The following is a 22,993-nucleotide window of genomic DNA, read 5'->3' on the forward strand; positions in this document are numbered from 1 at the left end:
ATAGAAGGGCGATAAAATGAGAACACATACCACTGAGATGTCTGTCTTGGTAACCCCAGAGATGAGTAACTTTGGCGGTAAAATGCACGGCGGTGAATTGTTAAAGTTATTGGATAAGGTGGCGTACACGGCAGCGATACGTTACTGCGGCTCCTACGTGGTGACCCTGTCGGTGGATAATGTGCTCTTTAAAGAGCCGGTTGCCATCGGTGAGCTATTGACACTCTTGGCGTCTGTTAACTACACCGGCACCAGCTCGATGGAAATCGGCATCAAAGTTATTTCAGAGAACCTAGAGACAGGTGTGGTACGACATACCAACACGAGTTACTTCACTATGGTGGCCATCGATGCGCAGGGCAAGGCGATTCCTGTCGAAAAGCTTGAAGTAAAGAGCGAAGATCAGCAGCGCCGCTGGGATCAAGCCGAGGCTCGCCGCAAAGCGCGCAAGCCCCGTTAAAAACTGATGTTTGCTACTGTTTTTTATTCCGCTTTCTCGTAGATGGCATAAAACTTCTGCACTGTCTTGATGGTTTCCCATGTGCCAGTGAATCCCGCTGGTACAACAAAGGCGTCGCCTTTGGCTAATCTTTCCTCGCGCCCGTTTCGGTCTGTAATCATTGCTTCACCGTCAATGATGTAGCAAAACTCATCCTCAGTGTAGTTTAACGTCCATTTGCCCGCGTCAGACGACCATACGCCACAATGAAAATTATTTTGGCTGTTAGTGAACTGATGCGCGGTTGTGGTATTGGGCTGGCCTTGTAATAATTTTGCTGCAGCGATAGGCGCTTGGCTAATATCCCCGAGATTAGGCGCGATACGGAGAATGGCAGTCATAAACATTTACCTCTTGTTTTGTGATGTTTGGCGTTGATCTGAGTGAGCAGGATTTGCTTTTGGGCTAGTGTAGTCGAATGAGGAGGCGCTGGCTTTGCCCCAATCGTGTTATTCTGACGCAATAGAATAAGGTAGGTTTTTATGGAAATTCGCCAACGCTCAGTCGATCTGGATGCACTCAGTTTTTCGTCTTCTATGCCTGCGGTGCTACAGCGAATTTATGGCGCCCGAGGCGCCTTCTCGGAGCACGATTTACCCACACAACTTTCTCAGTTGATGCCGCCAGCAATGCTTGGCCTTGAGGCTGCAGTGACCGTGCTCGCGGATGCGATACAAGCTAAACAGCGTATTTTGATCGTCGGCGATTTTGATGCTGATGGCGCGACCAGCTCTGCCTTGGCCGTATTGGCGTTGCAAGCCATGGGCGCTCATTGGGTCGATTTCCTTGTGCCCAATCGCTTTGATTTTGGCTATGGTTTAACACCAGAAATTGTTGAGGTGGCAAAGACGTTTGCACCGGATGTGATTATTACTGTCGATAACGGTATTTCGAGTATTGCTGGCGCGAAAGCGGTAAAGAATGCGGGCATAAAGCTTGTTATTACCGACCATCATCTTCCCGCGGATGAGACGCCGGAAGCCGATGCGATTGTCAACCCGAATCAGCGCGGTTGCGAGTTTTTAAGTAAAAATTTAGCCGGTGTCGGTGTTATCTTCTATGTGATGAGTAAGTTGCGCACGGCATTAAAAGCGCTTAACTGGTTCGCTGCGCAAGGATTGACCGAGCCCAATATGGCGCAATTTTTAGATCTTGTCGCTTTGGGTACGGTGGCTGACGTTGTACCGCTTGATGCCAATAATCGGTTGCTGGTAAGGCAGGGTTTGGCGCGCATAAAAGCTGGCGCTTGTCGCCCAGGAATAACCGCGTTACTGCAAGTAGCTGGGCGTAATCCAGCCGCTATTCAGAGTTCAGATATGGGGTTTGCCGTAGGTCCACGGTTAAATGCGGCCGGTCGTTTAGACGATATGACTTTGGGGATCCAATGTTTACTTAGCCAGCATGCCGATAAGGCGATGGCTATCGCGCAGCAGCTTGACGACTTTAATCGCGATCGGCGCTCGATTGAATCTGCTATGCAAAAAGAAGCGGAAGTTGCATTGAGCGCGTTGCACATGGCAGACGATCAACCTTGGGGTATTAGTCTGTTTCATGAGCAATGGCACCAAGGGGTGATTGGTATTTTAGCGTCGCGTATTAAAGAGCGCTTTCATCGCCCCGTTATCTTATTTGCACTGGCCGGCGATGGCGAAATTAAAGGCTCAGGTAGATCTATACAGGGCTTGCATTTACGCGACGCATTGGACCGAGTGTCAGTGTTAAACCCCGGTTTAATTATTAAATTCGGTGGCCATGCGATGGCGGCTGGGTTGAGCATCAAGGTAGAAGATTTTGCGCAGTTTCAATCAGCCTTCGACGCCGTATGTCGCACAATGTTGAATGCGTCGGATTTACAGGCGGTTATCTACACGGATGGCGAACTGCAATTGCAAGATTATTCTCTCGGCTTTGCCGAAGCGCTAGTGAATGCTGGGCCCTGGGGCCAACATTTTCCTGAGCCCAGCTTTGACGGCGAGTTTGTTGTGCGGGAGCAGAGAATTGTTGGTGCCAAGCATTTAAAAATGACTTTGTCGCCTGAGCAAAACCCGGCGCTAAGTTTTGACGCCATTGCGTTCGGTGTGGACTTGGCACAGTGGCCTAATCTCGCAGTCCAGCGTATCCGCGCCGTGTTTAAATTGGATATCAATGAATTTCGAGGGCAGCGAAACGTACAGCTAATGGTTAATTATCTGACGGGGCTAAGTTAAGCTTTTTTAAACCAGTCAAGACGGCGTCCTTCATGAACGGCTGCGCTGCCTCCGTGGGATGGATGCCGTCGGCTTGCATCATGCCTTCCTGTAGTGCCAGTTGCGATAAAAAAAAGGGAATAAGCTGCGCCTGATGTTCTTCAGCAAGGGAAGTGTAAAGATGCGTAAATTTTTCTGTGTAACGCTTGCCGTAATTTGGTGGAATTTGCATCTCCATTAACAAAACGGCGGCATCTTGCTGTTGAGCCAGGGTAATGATGTCAGATAATTGCTTGCGCAGTTGGCTCAGTGAGTAACCCCTTAAGCCATCATTACCGCCAAGTTCAACTATCATGACAGATGGGTTGTGGGCTTTTAGCAGTGCCGGTAAGCGGGTCAATCCACCAGCGCTCGTCTCGCCGCTGATGCTGGCGTTGACGACGCGATAGTTCATCCCTACCTCCGCTTGTAATAAGCTTACCCAGCCCGATTCAACATTACTGAGCCCGTAACCGGCGCTTAAACTATCGCCCAATACCAGCAGAGTCGGCTTCGATGTGTTGTCTGCTGTGTCGCCCCAACTCGGAATTGCGATCAGTAGTAGCAGTGTTGCGAGCAGCGCACCTTGGCTGCGAATGTAATCTGTTAAGGTATGAGTCATCGTAACTAGGCTAGACGTTGGGCGTGTGGGCATCACTTTGCTTAATCAATGCGTTGAATGCAAGAGTAAATCGCTATAACGCAGGGTCTGTTGGGTGAGTTGACGGTGCTTTGATGATTTTCTAGCGAAAATCGAATAAAGAGCCTGAGAGTAAAGGTTGGGTGTTTGATCGTCGGCTTGGCGCAGACAAATATGAACGTGTAGCGGCTATATGAAAATAGGAAAACATTGATGATTTTGGCTAAAAACATCCACAAGCGCGTGCATACGGCCGCGGGCGAGCTAAGTATTTTGTCTGGGGTTAACGTGAGTTTGGCTTCGGGCGATAGCCTCGCCATAGTCGGCGCTTCGGGTTCGGGTAAATCAACCCTCTTGGGTATTTTGGCAGGTTTAGACGTACCGAGTGAAGGTTTTGTGAGTCTCGATGGTCGAAATTTGAACGAACTCGACGAGGATGGCCGGGCCAAAGTTCGGGCCGAATCTTTGAGCTTCGTGTTTCAATCGTTTCAGTTGATGCCGGGTTTAACGGCACTTGAAAATGTTATGTTACCGCTTGAGATTAAGGGCCTAAAGGACGCCGCTCGTCGCGCCACGTTTTATTTGGATCAAGTGGGACTAGAGCCTCGGGCTCATCATTACCCGCCACAATTATCGGGTGGTGAACAGCAGCGTGTTGCCATTGCCAGAGCGTTTGCGAGTGAGCCAAAAATTTTGTTTGCTGATGAGCCGACGGGAAATTTGGATGCGCACACGGGTGCAAAAATCATTGAACTGTTATTCCAGCTCAACGCCAAGAACAATGCAACGCTGGTTTTGGTGACCCACGAACAGCGGTTGGCGGAACGTTGTAATCACCAGTTGGTACTCGAGGCGGGCGTCGAAATAGCTTCCTCTACAGCCCACGTGCAAGAGCAGCCCCAAGCGCAGATACCGGTGGGGCAGTCATGTTAAGCATTCGCTTGCTCTATCGCAATTTACGTAGCCCTGAAGTGCGCATCCTAGGTTTGGCAACATTAATGGCGGTGGCGTTGGTCAGTGCTATTGCCATTTTTACCGATCGCTTACAGCAGGCAATGGAAAGTGAGTCACACGCGTTTATTGCTGCAGATCGGTTGATTCGTTCGAATAAGGCCATTAATGAGCAGTGGCAGGCACAGGCTATTGCCGTAGGTTTGCAAACGGCGGAGACCATTAGTTTTGCATCCATGGTTTTTAATGGCGATCATTCTCATTTGGCATCGGTAAAGGCGGTCAGCTCTCAGTATCCGTTAATCGGTAAACTTGAATCGCGATTGATTCCTTTCGGTAATGATCCTATTCAGGTTGATAGCACGGGGCCTCAGCCAGGTGAAGTGTGGGTTGAATCTCGTTTGTTTCCGCTGTTGCAATTGTCAGTCGGGCAATCCCTTGAAGTGGGTGAAAAATTACTACGCGTGACACGGGTGCTAGTGAGCGAGCCAGATAGAAATCAAGGCTTCATGAATTTTGGTGCTCGGGTGCTGATGCATGTCGACGATTTAGCCTCAACCGGTGTGATACAGGAGGGAAGTCGAGCGACGTTTAGCTTGTTACTCGCCGGTTCGAAACCGGTAATCGATCAGTATTTAAAAGACTTGTTGCCCTCGCTGTCTGTGCACGAACGGGTAGTTGATGTGGCGAGTGCACAAAAGCGAATTGCCAGAAGTTTAGAAACGGCCAGAAGCTTTTTAATGCTGGCCAGCGTTTTCGGTGTGTTATTGGCGGGTATTGCCATTGCTATTGCCGCGCAGCGATTTTGCAGTCGGCACATCGATCAAGTGGCGCTATTAAAAAGCCTTGGCGCTGTGAGTGGTCAAATTCGTAAACTTTATTTAGCGCAGTTAGCATGGTTAGCGCTCTTGGCATCGGTGTTTGGTTTGATGTTGGGTTTAGCAATTCAAAGTTTAATTGCCCAAAGCATCGCGCAATTGGTCACCGTTTCTTTGCCTGCGCCAACACTTTTTCCCGCCTTGCTAGGGGTGCTTGCCGGTTTCTTGTGTTTATTTTTCTTTGCCTTGCCTCCACTCTGGCCACTGCCGCTAGTGGCACCCATTAAGGTGCTCCGCCGTGAAATGGTCATCGCCACAACGCCAAAATTGGCTCAGTTGGGCTTTGGCTTGGTGTCATTATTTCTTTTGCTATGGGTGTACAGTGGCGCCTTGGTTTTATCCTCTCTGGTAATGGCCATTTGGACGGCGGTTGCCATTGTTGCAGTAATGCTGGCGCGCGCGGGCATTTGGCTTTTGAGTCGCTATGCGGTGAACCTGGGTAGTCAGTGGCGTTTAGCCATTGCATCGCTCAAGCGACGAGGCGGCGAGTCGAGCCTACAAGTGGTCGTGTTTGGTACGGCGCTCATGTTACTTGCAACCTTATTACTCGTGCGTGGTTCGTTGATTGAAGAGTGGCGTCTGCAATTGCCGGCTAATGCACCAAATCATTTTGTGGTTAATTTAAGTCCACATGAAATCCCGAGTTTTGAACAGTTATTGGAGGCTAAACAGCTGCAACACAAAGGTCTTTACCCTTTGGTGCGGGGGCGAATCACCCATGTGAATGGCGATGACGCAAAGACGCGCAAACAAGCGCAGGCGAGTCGAGATGATAAGGCGCAAGAGGAAACTGCAGAGCAGGAGGGCCCAGAGGCACTAAGCCGTGAACTAAATCTAAGCTGGAGTGCTGATCTGCCGGCCGAAAACAAACTGGAAGCTGGTCAATGGTGGGGGCGGGACAAGGCTGGTGTATATATTTCCGTTGAACAGGAAATGGCCAAGAGTATGGCGTTAGAAATTGGCGATACGCTCACGTTTAGTATTGGTGGCTTAACAATAGATGCCGAAGTTCAAAGTATCCGCAGTCTGCGTTGGGACTCTTTGCAGCCCAACTTTTATGTGTTGTTCCAGCCGGGCGCCTTAGCGCAATTCGCGCCAATGTATATGACCAGTTTGTATGTACCATCGGATCAAGGGAGATTTGTTGCCAATTTATTAACTCAGCATCCCACTGTGTTAGTGATCGAAATGGAAAAAATATTCGAACAGGTACGGCAGGTTATTACTCTGGTAAGCGGAGCGGTTGAATTGGTATTCTGGTTGGTCTTGGTTGCGGCTTTGTTGGTGTTAGTCGCGGCAATTAGCGCGAGTATGGATAGTCGAATTCAAGAGCTGGGCTTGTTGCGGGCAATGGGCGTTACGCGCACCTTGCTGCGACAGCGGTTATTTGTTGAGTTTTGCTGCCTTGGTTTGCTGTCCGGTTTGATTGCCGCTTTGGGCGCCGAATCCATGTTGTGGGCGTTGCAAACGCTGGTATTCAAAATTCACTGGGTGCCTCACCCTTTGATATGGTTGATAACGCCCGCTTTCAGTGGGTTGTTGATCGGCGCTATCGGCTTTTGGGCTTGCCGCCATCTGGTCAATTTGCCGCCTGCTACGGTGTTACGCATGGCGGCATCATAGGTATTTGTATTTACCTATTCGGTCCTTGACCTTAACCTTAGGGAAGGGTTAATACTGGATTCATTGCGTTTAAAAATGAATGGCAGGGGCTTTTATGTACATTAATGAAGTGGCAAAGATTACCGGCTTAACCGCGAAGGCTATTCGCTATTACGAGGCAGAGGGCATAGTGGCTGCCTCCGGCCGCAGCGACAGCGGTTACCGGCTCTACTCACGGGAAAACCTCGATCATCTTTGTTTCTTACAGCATGCGCGTAGCGTCGGCTTCTCGGTGCAGGAGTCTGCAACATTATTGAACCTGTATCGCAGCAATCCCGACGCCAGCGACACGGTGAAAGCCCTCGTGGGCGAAAAACTGGCACAGTTGCGCAGTAAAAAGCGCGAGATTGAGCGTTTAGAGGCGACCTTGGAGAACCTTTGGGCTTGCTGTGATGGTAGAGGAGAGCATCACTGCGAGATTCTCGATCGATTGGCGAGCGAAGAGTTTCACGGGGGGTTGCAATGAGTATCGATAAATCCTGCTGTGCTGACCAAGCCACGCAACATGTGTTAGACGTTAAGGCTAAATCTGAAGCGAGGGCCGCTGAGGTATCGGAAGCTGGCTCTAGGTGTTGTGGCTCCAATACAACCGAGTCAACGCCCGCTGAATCCGGCGTGACGTCAGCGGCCTGTTGTCCGACAGAGACTGAGCACAGTCACGGCCGCTTTGACTATCTGCTTTGGGGCGGCCTGTTTTTGGTCGCACTGCTGTATGGTCTTTCACTAACTCCAATGGTTGGCGACGATCACCATTCAGCGCTGTCCATTGCCGCCCACACCGTGTTTGAGCTGATTAATACGATGTGGTGGGGCGTGTTACTTGCGGCTTTATTCGTCGGCTTATTGGCTGTAGTGCCCCAAACCCTCATTTTGGGTTTGCTTGGTCAGGGCGGTAGTAAAACCGGTGTTATTAGAGCTACCGCTGCGGGCTTATTGTTGGACCTGTGTTCACATGGCGTATTGATGGTGGGCATGCAGCTGTATAAGCGTGGTGCAAGCTTGGGGCAAGTGATGGCATTTTTGATTGCCACGCCTTGGAATTCCCTGTCGCTAACTATCATCATGGTTGCATTAATTGGGATTCAATGGACGTTATGTTTTATTTTCTTCTCCTTATTCATCGCCTTGGTGACGGGTTTTTGGATCGATAGTTTGGTGGCAAAAGGTAAGCTGGCGTCGAACCCACATCATAGGGAGTTGCCCGCGGACTACCGCTGGCGCACTGAGTTTGCTGAGGCGTGGCGGGGCGTTCAATGGCGCTTTGGTCTGGTTCCCGAGCTGTTGTGGGGCGGCTTGAAGGGCTCAGCGATGGTGATTCGCTGGCTGTTCGTTGGCGTATTGCTCGCGGCCGCGGTGCGGGCTTTTGTAGATGTCTCGGTATTTGCTCAGTGGTTTGGTCCAAGTCTGCTTGGCTTGGCGGTGACCCTTGTTGCCGCAACCATTATCGAGGTCTGCTCTGAGGGCTCGACGCCGTTGGCGGCGGAGCTGGTGACCCGCGCCAGCGCGCCCGGTAATGCCTTTACTTTCATGATGGCCGGCGTGTCGACCGATTACACAGAAATCATGTCGCTCAAAGACACGACCCAATCTTGGCGCTTGGCGCTGGCATTGCCCTTGTATACTTTGCCCCAGATTTTATTGGTTGGTTGGCTGCTTAACACCTTGAGTTAGCAGACTTTTATCGAAAATCCTCGGTAATTCGGGCTTGGTGAGACCCTAAGCCTGAGTTACAATCCGCGCCTTTCGATTTAATGTCCATCCAGTGGATGCAGTGGAATAGCATGGAAATCAACCCCTACGTATTGGCCCTCAAAGACCTTAAAGCGCGTACTGATGTGCTTAGGGGGTATCTTTGACTATGCCGACAAAAAAGAGCGTTTAGCAGAAGTCGAATTAGAATTGGCCGAGCCTAATGTCTGGAATGATCAGGATCGCGCGCAAGCGCTCGGTAAAGAGCGCTCGGCGCTCGAACTCGTCGTCTCCACCATTGAAAATCTCGACGCTGGCGTTGCCGATTGCAGCGACCTGCTGGCGATGGCGGCGGAAGAGGACGATCAAGATTCTGTCGACGCCGTGGTGGCCGATATTGCGGGGCTCGAGAAGCAGCTGTCTGTACTCGAATTTAGACGCATGTTTTCCGGCGATATGGATGCGAATAATGCCTATCTCGATATTCAATCTGGCTCCGGTGGCACTGAAGCACAAGATTGGGCTGAAATGGTATTGCGTATGTACTTGCGTTGGGGCGAGGCGCGCGGTTTTAAAACGACCCTCGAAGAAGCATCCGCCGGTGATGTGGCTGGGATAAAAAGTGCGACCATTTGTTTTGAAGGTGAATATGCTTTTGGTTGGCTGCGCACTGAAACCGGGGTGCATCGTCTTGTGCGTAAATCGCCGTTTGATTCGGGCAACCGTCGCCACACCTCTTTTTGCTCAGTTTTTGTATCGCCTGAAATTGACGATAACTTTGAAATCGATATTAACCCGTCTGATGTTCGCACCGACACTTATCGAGCCTCTGGTGCTGGTGGTCAGCACGTTAACAAAACCGACTCGGCGGTGCGCTTGACACACGTTCCCACCAACACCGTGGTGCAGTGTCAAAGCGAGCGCTCGCAACATCAAAATCGCGATAAAGCGTGGAAAATGTTGCGCGCTCGTTTGTACGAGCTAGAAATGCAAAAGCGCTCGGCGGAAAAACAAGTACTTGAAGACGGTAAGTCGGATATTGGCTGGGGTAGTCAGATTCGCTCTTACGTGTTGGATGATTCCCGCATTAAAGATTTACGCACGAGTGTTCAAACTAGCAATTGCCAAGCTGTATTGGATGGCGATTTAGACCAATTTATCGAGGCCAGCCTGAAGGCCGGCCTGTAATTTAGCAACGAGTTCACATCATGAGTAACGACAACCAAACCCATGCCGCACCCGATGAAAACCGGTTAATTGCCGAGCGTCGCGCTAAACTGGCCGCGATTCGGGAAAAGGGCAATGCTTTTCCTAATAGTTTTCGTCGAGATCATACTGCTGCCGAGTTACAAGCCGCACACGGTGAGAAAACTAAAGAAGAACTGGAAACATTGGGCCTGGTTGCCGCGGTTGCCGGTCGGGTAATGGCTAAGCGCGGCCCGTTTTTGGTGTTGCAAGATGGCAGTGGTCAAATTCAGTTGTATGCCGACAAGGCAGCGCAACAAACCTTGAAAGATACAACGGGTCTTTGGGATATTGGCGACCTCGTCGGTGTTAAAGGCCAGCTGCATAAATCAGGTAAGGGTGATTTGTACGTCAACCTTGGCGAGTTTGAGCTTTTAACCAAAGCCTTGCGCCCGCTGCCGGATAAGTTTCACGGCCTGAGTGATCAAGAGATTCGTTATCGTCAGCGCTATGTGGACTTGATGGTTAACCCTGAGGTTCGCGATGTGTTTCGCACCCGCACTAAAGTTATCAGTTTTATTCGGAATTATTTAAACCAAGCGGATTTCATGGAAGTGGAAACACCCATGTTGCATGTGATCCCTGGTGGCGCTTCGGCTAAACCGTTTGAAACCCATCACAATGCGTTAGATGTTGAAATGTTTTTGCGTATTGCGCCAGAGTTATATCTAAAGCGCTTAGTCGTGGGCGGCTTTGAGCGAGTGTATGAAATTAATCGCAATTTCCGCAACGAAGGTCTGTCGACTCGCCACAACCCTGAATTTACCATGCTTGAGTTCTACCAAGCTTACGCAGATTTTAATGATTTAATGGATTTGACTGAAGATATGTTGCGCAAGTTGGCGCAGGAAGTATTGGGCTCAACGGCGTTCAATTATCAGGGCACGGATTTTGATTTCGCCCAGCCGTTCACACGTATTTCTGTGGTTGATGCCATTTTAAAACACAACCCGCAGATTACAGCAGACCAACTAGGTAGCCTTGAAAGTGCCGTTGCGTTAGCGAAGTCATTGAAAATAGATGTCAAAGACTCATGGGGTTTAGGTAAGGTCCAAATTGAAATTTTCGACGAGACCACAGAGAGCAAATTAATCCAACCCACATTTATTACTGAATACCCTGCCGAAGTATCACCCTTGGCGCGCCGCAATGACGATAACCCGTTTGTGACTGATCGTTTCGAATTTTTTGTTGGCGGTCGCGAGTTGGCTAATGGTTTTTCTGAGCTTAACGATGCAGAAGACCAAGCCGAGCGATTTATGGCGCAGGTGCGAGAAAAGGATGCCGGTGACGACGAAGCGATGCATTACGATGCTGATTATGTACGCGCATTGGAATATGGCTTACCACCAACAGCCGGTGAAGGTATTGGTATCGATCGGTTGGTGATGCTGTTGACTAATTCTCCTTCGATTCGCGATGTCTTGCTCTTTCCGCATATGAGACCAGAGTAAGTTACTATTAAAAGCCGTCTTGCGGCTTTTTTTTCGACACTATGAACGAGGGGGCGAGATGAGCTTTGACCTTAGTCGTATCGATACGTCTTGGCGACGTGTGATTGAGCCTGTGTTAGCGGAGCCTGCTATGGTTAAGCTCGAGCGTTTTTTACAGGACGAGCTAGGTCAAGGGAAGCTGATTTATCCACCCCAGACGCAGTGGTTTAAAGCCTTTGAGATGACACCTTTATCAACGATAAAAGTGGTTATCGTTGGCCAAGACCCTTATCACGGATCGGGGCAGGCGCACGGCCTGAGCTTTAGTGTGCCAGAGTCTGTTGCCATTCCACCGAGTTTAAAAAACATTTTTAAAGAGGTTGAGGGTGAATCTATTCAACCTAACCGAGGTGATTTAAGCGCTTGGGCACGACAAGGGGTTTTTTTACTGAATGCTGCGTTAACCGTAGAAGAGGGTAGGGCGGCTTCGCATGCAAACAAGGGTTGGTTGTCGTTTACCGAGCACTGTTTGCGCGCGATTGACGAGCAATGTGCTCATGTGGTGTTTTTAGCCTGGGGGCGCTTTGCGCACAGGCTCTGCGCTGCCATTGATAATTCTAAGCACTTGGTGATAAAAACGTCGCACCCAAGCCCCTTGGGGGCTTACAAATCGGGCGCGGATTTTTCGGCGTTTTTAGGCTCTGGTTGTTTTGAACTCGCGAATAAACAGTTGGCGGTTTGGCAGAAAAGTCCAATAGTCTGGAGCCTTAATGATTTAAAAAGCCAAACAGAGTTTGGCTTTTTTAAGGAACAGCGGTAGAAATACCTGACGTGGGAAATCGTTATTGAAGTAGCGCCATCGCCGCTTCCATTTCTGCGCTCAAATCATCGGCATCAGCTGACTCCATGTCTGAATCTAAGCCGAGGCGCGCAAAGGATGCCACCGTAGAGTAATCGATTTGCGCTAAGGGGTGGTTGGAGCCCATATAACTCTGCAGCATCGCAACGGTGACGATGTCCGCATAGTCGGCTTCTTTAATGTCTCGCTCGAACTGCACATGTTGGGTGGGGATGTGAATAAGCTGCTCGGGAAAATCCCAACGTTTTAGAATCCTGTCGCCAAGTGGGCCCTGTAACTGCTCGATAACCGTGTCAAGCGTAAAACTGTCGCGCATGAGGGCTGGATTTTCCTCGGCATACGTCAGTATGGGTAGTACGCCTATGCGATGCACTAAGCCTGCTAGCGTCGCCTGGTCTGGGCGGAGCTTGGTTCTATGCTTACACAATACATGGCAGATGCCAGCAATTTCACTCGAGCGGGTCCATACTTCGCGCATGCGCTTATCGACTAAATCGGTGGTGGCTTGAAACATTTGCGACATTGCCAAACCTGTTGCGATATTACAGGTGTATTCTATGCCAAGGCGCGCCAGCGCCATTTTTAGGTCGGTGATCTCTTTGCTGCCACGCAGCAGTGGGCTATTGGCAACCTTGATTAAGCGCGCGGCGAGGGCGGCATCGCTACCGATGACTTTACCGAGCTCATTAATACTTGCGTCGGGATCTTCCGCCACTTCGCGCACTTTTAATGCGACTTCAGGTAGCGTTGGGAGAACGAGTCGATCGGCCTCAAGCGCTGAAATGATGTCTTGACTCACTTTTTCGGCCAGTTGGCTCATACCTAAGCTCCGGGGTAATTATTCGCGATAAACGTTACTTGTTTATAGCATAAGGTAGGTCGAATCGACTGAGTATTTCCGCCTTTTCTGAGTCCAAGTGTAGTCTGCCGGCGGCCAGCTCAATCTTTAATTCAGCTAATACTAGCCATTGATTCTTGCCGGACTGCGCGCGCCATAGGATTTTTCCTGCTGAGCTAGTATCGGATTTTATTGTGCAACCGAGCTCAGGCGCCAATTCGCTTTCAAGTTTGCAGCCGTAAACATGAGATTTGGGCGTCGCTTTGTAGTGCATTCTGGCGACGACCTCTTGGCCGGTATAGCAGCCTTTTTTAAAGCTAATGGCATCGATAAATTGGTGGTTAATCTGGTGAGGGGTGAATTGCTCGCTATTTGATTTATCGACCCAGCCGATACCTTGTTCTATCAGGTATTGCTGCCAATGACGCCATCCGCCGAGCGAAGCATCCCAAGCTTTTAGTAATTTGGTGGCTGTTGCCGTCTCTAAACTTAGCAATAGGTCGCGACTATTCAGCCTTATAAGATGATTGTTGGCTGATGTTGCAACTTGCCAGCGCTCTTGTGGTGTCAGCTCGAACAGGCTCTGCAGGCAGTTTGTGGTGTTTGCGCCATGCATGAGTAGTATTTGGCTGTCACTCACGGGTGTTAATGTTGCTTTGGAAAATACCAGGTATTTTTTTAGGTTGGCGATCAGGGACTCCGCATTATCCCTTGGCATGATCAGCCTGACGGCATTAGCTCGCACGGGTAGCGCAATGAGTGTTCCCAATATGCGGCCTTTAGGGGTGCAGTGGTCGGCAATAAAGCCACTCTGACTTTCCAGTAATTTAGTATCTTGGGTTATTTGACCTTGCAAAAATTTGTACGAATCAGGTCCTTCAAGGTCATAGGCTGTAAGCCCGCTCAGTTCAGTAAGACAAAGATCTGCAGATGAAGGGAAGGGGGTAGCGGTAAAAAATTGCACCGTGTTGTCAGATGACATTACAGCACCTCTATCTGTCAGTAATTGCCGCCAGCTATCTGTCATTTAACTATTGTCCGTATTAGAAGTGGGGTTGCTGATGAAATGCAGCACCTAGGTCGCTATAATGCCAATCGCTTGCGCTTTGGCAAGCGCGAATTAACCGAAACATGCTGGAGTAGGTTGGCTAACGGTTTGTGTGGGAGATTGCTGTGGATAGAAATCGCTTGTTTTGGGGGAGTCGACGGGGAATGCTAGAGCTCGATCTGGTTTTGCTACCCTTTTTAGATAATGTCTATCCTAGTTTGGCTCAGGACGATAAAGAGCGGTATTGGAAGTTACTGGAATCCGAAGATCAGGACATGTTTGGCTGGTTTTTAAAGCGCATGGACCCAGAAGACAAGGAAATGTTAAAAATTGTCGAAATCATCCGCAACAACACAGGGCTTCAACCTAGCTGAGCTAAGCGCCATTCCTCTCGCCTCTGCACGGTTGGAGCAATATTACAAAGGCAGTTTACTTGGGATTGTTTTGCTGCCTGTTTACCTGCTATTTTTCCCATACATTAATTTTTGGCTTGCTAGCTCGAGTCAATTATTTAACCCACCAAGTACGCAGACTCTTATTCTTATTGCTGCGACTGGTTGTTGCTTGTTGGCGACCTTTGCCTATCTTTTTGATTTCTATCTCAGCCCGCTTAATCGCGGCCTAGAAGATCAATACCTACGTAAAAATGAGGCGGGTTGGTGGCTGGGGGCGGGCAGTCATTGGCGTTCGGTGGATCTAGTGGGCGAGGCGTTAATTACCTATTGGCTGATCTTACTTCGAGTGCGATTTGACGGTTCCACTGGCTCACGCTATGTCTGGCTATGGCAGGATGCTGTGGGCGCAAGCGCCCATAGAAGACTTCGATTGCTTTTACGGCAATAGCGCTTATGGGGCACCGGTGACGAAAACGTCTTGAGCGGCGAAGTTTGTTGGAACTAATATCGTGTCCCGAGCAATGTGAGCCGTTTCTGGGAAGTCTAACGAAAAATGTAGCCCACGGCTTTCCTTGCGCTCCATGGCTGAGCGAATGATTAACTCGGCGACCATGGCAAGGTTACGCAGCTCAATCAAATCGCCGCGTACTTTGTAATTGCTGTAATAGTCCGCGATTTCGCGCTTCAGCAATTTTATTCTGTGGGTTGCGCGCTCTAATCGTTTTTGCGTGCGGACAATGCCAACATAGTCCCACATGAAGCGCCGCAACTCATCCCAGTTGTGGGAAATCACCACGTCTTCATCTGAATCAGTGACCCGCGATTCATCCCATGCGGGTGCCGGGTTACCAAAGGGTATGCTCGATAACTTTGCTTCTATATCCATTGCCGCCGATTGGGCATAGACAATACATTCAAGCAATGAGTTAGATGCCATCCGATTGGCGCCATGCAGGCCGGTAAACGATGTCTCGCCGATGGCGTAGAGATTCATCAGATCAGTTTGCCCATTGGCATCAACCACAATGCCGCCACAGGTGTAATGTGCTGCTGGTACCACGGGAATAGGCTCTTTAGTGATATCAATGCCAAACTCCAGACAGCGCGCTTTCACGGTGGGAAAGTGTTCGCTAATGAAGGTGGCCGGCTTATGGCTGATATCCAAATAGAGGCAGTCAGCCCCTAAGCGCTTCATTTCATGATCGATAGCTCGGGCGACAATGTCTCGAGGTGCGAGTTCTTCGCGTTGGTCGAACAGGTGCATAAAGCGTTGCCCATTCGGTAGCTTTAGGTGTGCGCCTTCGCCCCGCAAAGCTTCGGTGATAAGGAAGGACTTGGCTTTTGGGTGGAATAGGCAAGTAGGGTGGAACTGGTTAAATTCCATATTTCCTACACGACAGCCGGCCCGCCAGGCCATAGCAATTCCATCACCCGAGGCTCCATCTGGATTGGATGTGTATAAATAAACCTTACTCGCGCCGCCGGTAGCGAGAACCACTGCTTTTGCGTGAAAAGCGTGTACGTGATCATCGCCATGGTTGTACACATAAGCACCTGTGCAGCGAAGTTTGCGCGAACTCGGGTCGGGCTGCGAAATCAGGTCGAGGGCGATAAATTTTTCAAGCAGGGTGATATTGCTGTGTTCTTTGACACGCTCGATAAGACTGCTGAGTACAGCTCGGCCAGTGGCATCGGCAGAGTGGATGATACGTCGATGGCTGTGCCCACCTTCCTGTGTCAGGTGGTAGTTGTCGGCACTGGGGTCCTTGGTGAAGTCCACGCCTTGCTGAATCAACCAATCTATGGCCGCTTTACTTCTTTCGACGGTGAACCGCACGGCATCCGTATGGCACAAGCCGCCACCCGCCGCAAGGGTATCGGCAACATGGGCATCTATGCTGTCCTGGTCGTCCAGCACGGCGGCAATACCGCCTTGAGCAAACCAAGTCGAGCCTTCGTGTAATTGGCCTTTGCTAAGTACCGCTACCTTTGCCTTATCGGCCAAGTGCAAGGCGAGGGATAGGCCGGCGGCACCGCTGCCAATTACCAAGACGTCGTATTGATGCTGAGTTGTCATAGTCAATTGTGAAGAAAATAAGGAATAGGCATGAATTATAGCGAAAGGAGAGGTGTGGCCGGTAGCATGATCACTTGTTTTCACCTTGAAACTTGTCCAGAATCCCCAATATTACAAAGACTTACTGTTAAATATGCAGGTTGAGTCTTAAAGTTTTGGGTTCAGTACCTCTAGGTTGGCTCCAACGTCTATTGCGGGTGGTGCTTAATGTGGTTTTAGGGAGCAAACTATGGCGTCAGCGCCAGACACCGATCAGATGCTTGTCGAGCGCGTTCAGAAGGGCGATAAACGTGCTTTTGATTTGCTTGTCATAAAGTATCAGCACAAAGTCGCTTCCATTGTTTCCCGCTATATTCGAGACAGCTTTGAAGTTAACGATGTGGTTCAGGAGTCTTTTATTAAGGCTTACCGTGCCATTCCCAACTTTCGCGGCGATAGTGCATTTTATACTTGGCTATTTCGCATTGCGGTCAATACCGCAAAGAATTATTTGGTTGCGCGCTCCAGACGCCCCCCAGCACAGGGAGTGGATGCCGAAGATGCCGAGTTTTTAGCTGCAGACTATATGCAGGACGTGGACACCCCTGAAGGTTTGCACTTTAAGGACGAGTTGGAGGCCTTGGTAGCAAAAACGATTGAGGGGTTACCCGAAGATCTACGCTCTGCCGTTATGTTACGTGAAATAGACGGTAAAAGTTATGAAGAGATAGCCGACATTATGGCTTGCCCCGTCGGAACGGTGCGGTCTCGCATTTTTAGGGCGCGAGAAGCGCTGGATGCCCAGATCAAGGCTTACATGGGCTCTAGCTCAGCTTAACCTTGGCTTAACAAACTTAACTTTTTTTAATTATTTAGGTGATTCAGGGAACTCCCCATCCAGAATAGGGTCATATCCATGTCGCCACAGTATTTGGCGACATGAATCTTATATAAAATGGTCATTTGGCTGATAGATTGATTACACAGGCAGGGTAATGATGGTTGCTAAAACAGACGCTAAATTGCAGGAAAGTTTATCGGCGTTGATGGATAACGAGGCCTCTGAGCTGGAACTGCATCGTTTGTTGAAAGCCCTTGAGGCGGACCCAAGCCTCTCGTCTAGTTGGTCTAATTTTCACCATGCCTCGAATGCCATTCGCGCTGAAGCGGCGCCTTACCCAGCTTTCGATATCTCAGGCTCAATCAGCGCTGCCATTGCCGATGAACCGGTTCATGGGCAGAAACGCAAGCCGGTCGGTGCAATCGGCCGGGTTTGGCATGCCGCCGGCCGATTTGCCGTTGCGGCAAGTGTTGCAGGTGCTGTGGTCATTGGCGCTCAGCGATATGTAGATCTACAGGATGGTCACTCTCAGGTAGCCGATGCCTCAAGCTTTGGTAGTGCTGCAGGCACTGTACCTGAAGGCTTTCAAACCCCTGATTTGAGCACGCGTGCAGTGAGTATTTCCGATGCCCCAGTGTTGGCCGGTCGTGGTGAGCGCACGGATGTAGTTTACGTGCCATCCGTTGCCGAGCAGGAGATACAGAATAAGGCGATCGAAGAGCATCTGAACCAATTGATGCTTGAACATGCGGAGAATGCTACGCAAAATAGCGCACAAGGCTTGCTTCCTTACGCGCGAATTGCTCCTAGCGCTGGCTTAGAGCGTAAAGCCCCTGAGACTCAAGAGCCTTTACCTGCCGAATGACGGCAAACTCTCAATAAATTAAGGCTGCACTATGATCGTTCGCTTTCGCAAGGCTGGTCTGCTTGCTGATTTCATAGTATTGGTGTTCCTTTCCTTAACCCAATTCCCTACGTTTGCCGATGATGCTATTGATGGGCGGAAAATTTTGGCGCGTCAATCTATCGCAATGTCACAAGCGTCTTATTCTGGGCTGCTAACCTACGAGCACGGTACGCACCTTTCTACTATCGAGATTCAGCATCAGGTGATAGAGGGTGTCGAACACGAATCCCTCGTTCATTTGAGCGGTGAGGCTCGAGAAATAAGGCGAAATAGTGATCACAATCACTGTCCGTTTCCTGGCGAACAGCTAATAAGAGGCGCTGCACCTCAAGCCGTTCAAATTACTCAGGATATTAATGACTTTTATCATATTTCCATCTTGGGTTTTGAAAGAATTGCTGGTCGACAAAGTGTTGTGGTGCAAGTTATGCCGCGCGATCAACATCGTTACGGTTATATTGTTAGTGTCGATAAAGAGAGTTATTTGGCCCTGAAAACCTTGTTGATTGGGCCTGGTGCCAAAGTGATTGAGCGCTTTCAATTTTCCAAGATTGTTATTGATGCAAGTCTGCCTTTTGCGATAGAGCGTGGGGTAATTGACAATAAGGTAGACGGTTGCCAATTGATCGCTGCTCAGCCGGTAAATCAGCAGTGGTACACTCAGTGGTTGCCCCCGGGATTTGTTTTTGCCGGTGAAAAAACATTGTCTGACGAGCGTCTAATGTTGAAATATACCGATGGCTTGTCCGCTTTTTCAATTTTTATCGATCAAATCGACTCGCCGTCAATTATTGAGGGGCGGGCGCAGCGAGGTGCTACAGTTGCTTACTTAGGGCGGCTTGAAAGTACTCGAGGTAACTATCGTGTGACGGCTGTCGGCGAGGTCCCGGCGCCAACGTTGGAGCGTGTGGCGATGAGCTTGCGCGAAAAGCTTTAGATGTTAGTTTCGCCGGCGAATAAGGTTGTTGAATTGGCAACTGTTTTAGCAGTTGGTGCCGATAGTGTTTTGCTCGAAACCATAAATCGCAGTGCCTGTGCGCAATGTGCTGCGAAATCAACCTGCGGTCAACGTACGTTAGCCGGGTGGATGGAAACCTCAAATCAACTTTCGATTGCGCTTCCTGCTGAGACATTACAGTCTGGCGACCTTATTGAAATTTCCCTCGAAAGCAATTTGTTAGCTAAAGCAGCGCTTATCGTCTATTTACTACCTTTAGTTTTACTATTAATTGGAACGGTGCTTGCGTATCAAGTGTGGGCGACAGATCTATCGGCTTTTATAGGTGCGGCGATCGGAATGGTCTGTGGCCTTATTGCCGTATCATTGTTGACCAAAGGTTGGTCTAAGGGGCTAACCTTAACGCCGGTTTTCCATCAGTTAATTAAAACAAGTTCATTGAACTAACTGTTATTTTAAAAACCTAAGTTGCAACAAATATAGGAGTTTTATTACGATGGGTTTTAAGCGTTTTTTCTTAACAGCGTTTGTGATACTCAGTTTGTCTAATGTTGTAGCCGCTCGAAGTTTGCCCGAGTTTACCGAGCTTATCGAGGATGCGTCGCCTGCCGTCGTAAAAATTAATACGATTGAACACGCCAAGCGCAACACTGGGCGCCAAACATACCCCCAAGATGTTCCGGATATTTTTAGACATTTATTCGAACCTCGAGCACAGCAGGAGCAGCGCTCTATGGGCTCGGGTTTTGTTGTGTCTAGCGATGGTTACATTCTTACCAATAATCATGTGGTTGAAAATGCTGATGAGATTTCGGTGCGCCTCAGTGATCATCGGGAGTTTTCTGCCCAAGTTGTAGGTACCGACCCACGTTCGGATTTGGCGCTGTTAAAGGTGGAAGCTAACGGCTTGCCAATGTTGCAGTTTGCCGACTCCGAGCGATTAAAGGTTGGCGAATGGGTGTTAGCTATTGGCTCGCCTTTTGGATTGGATTTTACTGCAAGTGCCGGCATCGTTAGTGCGATTGGCCGTAGTATTCCAACGGAAAGAAACGAAAATTACGTGCCTTTTATTCAAACTGACGTTGCTATTAATCCAGGTAACTCTGGTGGCCCTCTGTTTAATATGGATGGCAAGGTTGTAGGAATTAACAGTCAGATTTATACCCGCAGTGGCGGTTCTATTGGTCTGTCCTTCGCCATACCCAGTAATGTTGCCGTCGATGTTATTGAGCAGCTAAAAAATAAAGGTCGAGTGGACCGGGGTTGGCTGGGCGTTGCTATTCAAGAAGTGGATAGAGATCTGGCTAAGTCGTTTGGTTTGAGCAAGCCGACCGGTGCATTGATTCAACAGATTGAGCCAGGTAGCCCTGCGGATAAATCTGGTTTACTTGTCGGTGATGTGATACTGAGTTTTGGTGGGAAAACGATCGCTAAAAGCGGGGATCTACCCCATGTCGTTGGTAGCATCGCCCCAGGGAAAACCGTTGCTGTCGAACTCATGAGATCGGGTAAAAAGCTCAAAACCAAGGTTGAGGTAGGCCAGCTGAACCCAGGGCCTGACGCCGAGTTGGCGGGAGATAAGGGTATTAAGGGTGATCGTTTGGGGCTTACAGTGGAAGAGCTCGACATTCGACAAAAGCAGGCTTGGCGCTTGGCGGGTGGCGTGGTGGTGTCGCAAGTGGTGCCAGACTCGCCGGCTGCAAAAGCAGGTATTCGGGCTGGCGATGTGATTGCTCAGCTTGGCTTTGATGCCGTTACTGATTTAGCGACCTATCAGGCACTGCAGTCTAAGCTCCCCGTAAATACCTTATTGCCGGTCAGGTTCTTTCGGGAGGGGCGGCCTGCCTATAGGTCCTTCACCATTGTGGAATAAGGCTTCGTAGCCTAAATCATAGGAATGCGGTAAACTTCCCGCGCCGCAAGAGCCCTTCGGGGCTCTTGTTGTTTTGGGTGTTATCGATCTTGGCATGATGATGTTCCATCAGCCTTTGGATTGGTGTTCCCTCATTCATTCATGAATTCAGCAGTAGAAGCGCAAACGTGTCAGACTTAAGTCATATCCGAAATTTTTCGATTATTGCCCATATCGACCATGGTAAATCCACCATTGCCGATCGTTTTATTCAGCTTTGCGGCGGACTCTCCGATCGCGAAATGGCCGCGCAAGTATTAGATTCCATGGATATCGAGCGCGAGCGTGGTATTACCATTAAAGCGCAGAGTGTCACGCTTTATTACACGGCTAGAGACGGTAAGACGTACCAGCTTAACTTCATTGACACCCCGGGACACGTAGATTTTTCTTACGAGGTATCTCGTTCATTAGCGGCCTGTGAAGGTGCGCTATTGGTGGTCGATGCCGGTCAAGGCGTTGAGGCGCAATCGGTTGCAAATTGTTATACCGCACTCGAGCAAGGGCTCGAGGTTATCCCCGTGCTTAACAAAATGGATTTGCCTCAAGCTGAACCAGAGCGGGTGGCCGATGAAATTGAAAACATTATCGGTATCGATGCTGTCGATGCCGTTCGTTGTAGCGCCAAATCGGGAATGGGTATTGAGGATGTACTCGAAGAATTGGTAAGGCTAGTACCTGCACCCGTCGGCGATATAAATGCACCGCTGCAAGCATTAATTATTGATTCTTGGTTTGATAATTATTTAGGCGTTGTGTCGCTAGTTCGCGTTATGCAAGGTACGCTGAAAGCAAAAGATAAGATTATTACAAAATCGATTGGTAAGGCCCACGTGGTAGATAAGGTTGGGGTGTTTACGCCTAAACTTACAGAGACCAAAGATTTGAAGGCTGGCGAAGTGGGTTTCTTTGTTGCAGGCATTAAAGAAATCTTAGGTGCGCCTGTTGGTGATACTATTACCCATTATGCTACCGCTGACACACCCTCTTTGCCAGGCTTTAAAAAAGTTAAGCCGCAGGTCTATGCCGGTTTGTTCCCCGTATCTTCTGATGACTTTGAAGGCTTCCGCGAAGCCTTGGCAAAGCTGACATTAAATGATGCTTCGCTTTTTTATGAGCCAGAAAGTTCTGATGCCCTGGGTTTTGGTTTTCGGTGCGGGTTCTTGGGTATGCTCCACATGGAAATTATCCAGGAGCGGTTGGAGCGTGAATACGATCTTGATTTGATTACAACGGCGCCGACGGTAATTTACGAAGTTGTAAAAACCGATGGTGAAATTATTTACGTTGATAATCCATCGAAATTGCCTGATCCGGGCTTGATTGATGAAATGCGTGAGCCAATTGTAGAAGCCAATATTCTCGTGCCACAAGAGTACCTCGGTTCTGTCATTACCTTATGTGTAGAGAAGCGCGGTATTCAGAGGGATATTCAGTACACAGGCTCGCAAGTGCAAGTTCGCTATGAGCTTCCAATGAATGAAGTTGTTCTCGACTTTTTCGACCGGTTAAAGTCCGTTAGCCGTGGTTTCGCGTCGCTGGATTACACCTTTATTCGCTTTGAGCCCGCTAGGCTTGTCCGCCTTGATTTGTTGATCAACGGTGAAAAAGTTGATGCTTTGGCGCTCATTATCCACAAAGACAATGCCGCCTATAAGGGCCGGGCTATCGCTGAGAAAATGAAAGAGCTAATACCGCGCCAAATGTTTGACGTGGCAATCCAGGCTGCTATTGGAGGTTCAGTTGTTGCTAGAACAACGGTTAAGGCGCTACGCAAAGACGTGACAGCTAAGTGCTATGGTGGTGACGTTAGCCGTAAGAAGAAGCTCTTAGATAAGCAAAAGGCTGGTAAAAAGCGAATGAAACAGGTCGGTCGCGTTGAAATACCGCAAGAAGCATTCTTGGCGGTCTTGAAGGTTGATGGATAACAGAGATTTATATTTTTTAAGGGATGGAT

22 protein-coding genes are annotated in these 22,993 nt (G+C 49.3%); 17 read left to right on the forward strand and 5 right to left on the reverse strand.

Annotated features, from left to right (window positions below; translation table 11 throughout):
- Nucleotides 1-16: 16 nt before the first annotated feature.
- Nucleotides 17-460, forward strand: coding sequence for an acyl-CoA thioesterase (locus ACGHTT_RS09195; RefSeq protein WP_390594839.1), 444 nt, complete (start codon nucleotides 17-19; stop codon nucleotides 458-460).
- Between the two features lie 23 nt (nucleotides 461-483).
- Here ACGHTT_RS09195 and ACGHTT_RS09200 read toward each other — a convergent pair whose 3' ends face one another.
- A complete protein-coding gene (locus ACGHTT_RS09200) occupies nucleotides 484-840 on the reverse strand; it encodes a cupin domain-containing protein (protein ID WP_390594840.1) in 357 nt (118 codons plus the stop codon).
- Between the two features lie 141 nt (nucleotides 841-981).
- On the opposite strand from ACGHTT_RS09200, the gene recJ reads away from it, so the two are divergent.
- Nucleotides 982-2,706: a single-stranded-DNA-specific exonuclease RecJ gene (gene recJ / locus ACGHTT_RS09205; protein ID WP_390594841.1), complete on the forward strand. Its 1,725-nt coding sequence runs from the start codon at nucleotides 982-984 to the stop codon at nucleotides 2,704-2,706.
- On the opposite strand, the gene ACGHTT_RS09210 is transcribed toward recJ, so the two are convergent.
- The gene (locus ACGHTT_RS09210) at nucleotides 2,681-3,346 is read right to left on the reverse strand and encodes an arylesterase (RefSeq protein ID WP_390594842.1); all 666 of its coding nucleotides are present in this window, start codon (nucleotides 3,344-3,346) and stop codon (nucleotides 2,681-2,683) included. The two genes, recJ and ACGHTT_RS09210, sit on opposite strands and share 26 nt — an antisense overlap.
- Nucleotides 3,347-3,577: 231 nt before the next feature.
- Between ACGHTT_RS09210 and ACGHTT_RS09215 the strand changes: the two genes are divergently transcribed.
- From ACGHTT_RS09215 to ung, 7 genes are all read left to right on the forward strand, one after another.
- Nucleotides 3,578-4,297 (forward strand): ABC transporter ATP-binding protein, encoded by a 720-nt coding sequence (locus ACGHTT_RS09215; RefSeq protein ID WP_390594843.1) that lies wholly within the window; start codon nucleotides 3,578-3,580, stop codon nucleotides 4,295-4,297.
- Nucleotides 4,291-6,816 carry an ABC transporter permease gene (locus ACGHTT_RS09220; protein ID WP_390594844.1) on the forward strand — a complete coding sequence of 842 codons (2,526 nt, stop codon included), beginning with the start codon at nucleotides 4,291-4,293 and terminating at the stop codon, nucleotides 6,814-6,816. The genes ACGHTT_RS09215 and ACGHTT_RS09220 overlap by 7 nt, the downstream gene beginning before the upstream one ends.
- A gap of 94 nt (nucleotides 6,817-6,910) precedes the next feature.
- A complete protein-coding gene (locus ACGHTT_RS09225) occupies nucleotides 6,911-7,321 on the forward strand; it encodes a MerR family transcriptional regulator (RefSeq protein ID WP_390594845.1) in 411 nt (136 codons plus the stop codon).
- Nucleotides 7,318-8,526, forward strand: a complete 1,209-nt coding sequence (locus tag ACGHTT_RS09230; RefSeq protein WP_390594846.1) for a permease — start codon at nucleotides 7,318-7,320, stop codon at nucleotides 8,524-8,526. The genes ACGHTT_RS09225 and ACGHTT_RS09230 overlap by 4 nt, the downstream gene beginning before the upstream one ends.
- 110 nt (nucleotides 8,527-8,636) lie before the next feature.
- Nucleotides 8,637-9,732, forward strand: a protein-coding gene (gene prfB, locus ACGHTT_RS09235) for a peptide chain release factor 2 (RefSeq protein WP_390594847.1) whose coding sequence is annotated in 2 segments (ribosomal slippage) — nucleotides 8,637-8,708 and nucleotides 8,710-9,732 — 1,095 coding nt in all. Because the reading frame shifts where the segments join, the coding sequence is not laid out codon by codon here.
- A 20-nt stretch (nucleotides 9,733-9,752) separates the two neighbouring features.
- Nucleotides 9,753-11,243: a lysine--tRNA ligase gene (lysS, locus tag ACGHTT_RS09240; protein WP_390594848.1), complete on the forward strand. Its 1,491-nt coding sequence runs from the start codon at nucleotides 9,753-9,755 to the stop codon at nucleotides 11,241-11,243.
- Nucleotides 11,244-11,301: 58 nt separating this feature from the next.
- Nucleotides 11,302-12,042, forward strand: coding sequence for a uracil-DNA glycosylase (gene ung / locus ACGHTT_RS09245; protein WP_390594849.1), 741 nt, complete (start codon nucleotides 11,302-11,304; stop codon nucleotides 12,040-12,042).
- A gap of 22 nt (nucleotides 12,043-12,064) precedes the next feature.
- On the opposite strand, the gene ACGHTT_RS09250 is transcribed toward ung, so the two are convergent.
- Nucleotides 12,065-12,901: an HDOD domain-containing protein gene (locus tag ACGHTT_RS09250; protein WP_390594850.1), complete on the reverse strand. Its 837-nt coding sequence runs from the start codon at nucleotides 12,899-12,901 to the stop codon at nucleotides 12,065-12,067.
- A 34-nt stretch (nucleotides 12,902-12,935) separates the two neighbouring features.
- Nucleotides 12,936-13,901, reverse strand: a complete 966-nt coding sequence (locus tag ACGHTT_RS09255) for a YgfZ/GcvT domain-containing protein (protein WP_390594851.1) — start codon at nucleotides 13,899-13,901, stop codon at nucleotides 12,936-12,938.
- A gap of 230 nt (nucleotides 13,902-14,131) precedes the next feature.
- On the opposite strand from ACGHTT_RS09255, the gene ACGHTT_RS09260 reads away from it, so the two are divergent.
- Together ACGHTT_RS09260 and ACGHTT_RS09265 are read left to right on the forward strand one after the other, a co-directional pair.
- Nucleotides 14,132-14,341, forward strand: coding sequence for a succinate dehydrogenase assembly factor 2 (locus ACGHTT_RS09260; protein ID WP_390595021.1), 210 nt, complete (start codon nucleotides 14,132-14,134; stop codon nucleotides 14,339-14,341).
- Entirely contained in the window at nucleotides 14,298-14,810 is a 513-nt protein-coding gene (locus ACGHTT_RS09265; RefSeq protein WP_390594852.1) for a protein YgfX, read from the forward strand. The genes ACGHTT_RS09260 and ACGHTT_RS09265 overlap by 44 nt, the downstream gene beginning before the upstream one ends.
- A 3-nt stretch (nucleotides 14,811-14,813) precedes the next feature.
- Here the strand turns inward: ACGHTT_RS09265 and nadB are convergent, their stop codons facing one another.
- The gene (gene nadB / locus ACGHTT_RS09270) at nucleotides 14,814-16,439 is read right to left on the reverse strand and encodes an L-aspartate oxidase (RefSeq protein ID WP_390594853.1); all 1,626 of its coding nucleotides are present in this window, start codon (nucleotides 16,437-16,439) and stop codon (nucleotides 14,814-14,816) included.
- 229 nt (nucleotides 16,440-16,668) lie between these two features.
- Between nadB and rpoE the strand changes: the two genes are divergently transcribed.
- From rpoE to lepA, 6 genes are all read left to right on the forward strand, one after another.
- Nucleotides 16,669-17,256 (forward strand): RNA polymerase sigma factor RpoE, encoded by a 588-nt coding sequence (rpoE, locus tag ACGHTT_RS09275; RefSeq protein WP_390594854.1) that lies wholly within the window; start codon nucleotides 16,669-16,671, stop codon nucleotides 17,254-17,256.
- 157 nt (nucleotides 17,257-17,413) lie between these two features.
- Nucleotides 17,414-18,124, forward strand: a complete 711-nt coding sequence (locus ACGHTT_RS09280) for a sigma-E factor negative regulatory protein (protein ID WP_390594855.1) — start codon at nucleotides 17,414-17,416, stop codon at nucleotides 18,122-18,124.
- 31 nt (nucleotides 18,125-18,155) lie between these two features.
- Nucleotides 18,156-19,103, forward strand: coding sequence for a MucB/RseB C-terminal domain-containing protein (locus tag ACGHTT_RS09285; protein WP_390594856.1), 948 nt, complete (start codon nucleotides 18,156-18,158; stop codon nucleotides 19,101-19,103).
- A complete protein-coding gene (locus tag ACGHTT_RS09290; protein ID WP_390594857.1) occupies nucleotides 19,104-19,571 on the forward strand; it encodes a SoxR reducing system RseC family protein in 468 nt (155 codons plus the stop codon).
- A gap of 49 nt (nucleotides 19,572-19,620) precedes the next feature.
- Nucleotides 19,621-20,997, forward strand: a complete 1,377-nt coding sequence (locus tag ACGHTT_RS09295) for a DegQ family serine endoprotease (RefSeq protein WP_390594858.1) — start codon at nucleotides 19,621-19,623, stop codon at nucleotides 20,995-20,997.
- Nucleotides 20,998-21,164: 167 nt separating this feature from the next.
- Nucleotides 21,165-22,964 carry a translation elongation factor 4 gene (gene lepA, locus ACGHTT_RS09300; protein WP_390594859.1) on the forward strand — a complete coding sequence of 600 codons (1,800 nt, stop codon included), beginning with the start codon at nucleotides 21,165-21,167 and terminating at the stop codon, nucleotides 22,962-22,964.
- Nucleotides 22,965-22,993 lie beyond the last annotated feature (29 nt).

The organism is Simiduia litorea, assembly GCF_042853465.1.
GTDB classification, from domain to species: Bacteria; Pseudomonadota; Gammaproteobacteria; order Pseudomonadales; family Cellvibrionaceae; genus Simiduia; species Simiduia litorea.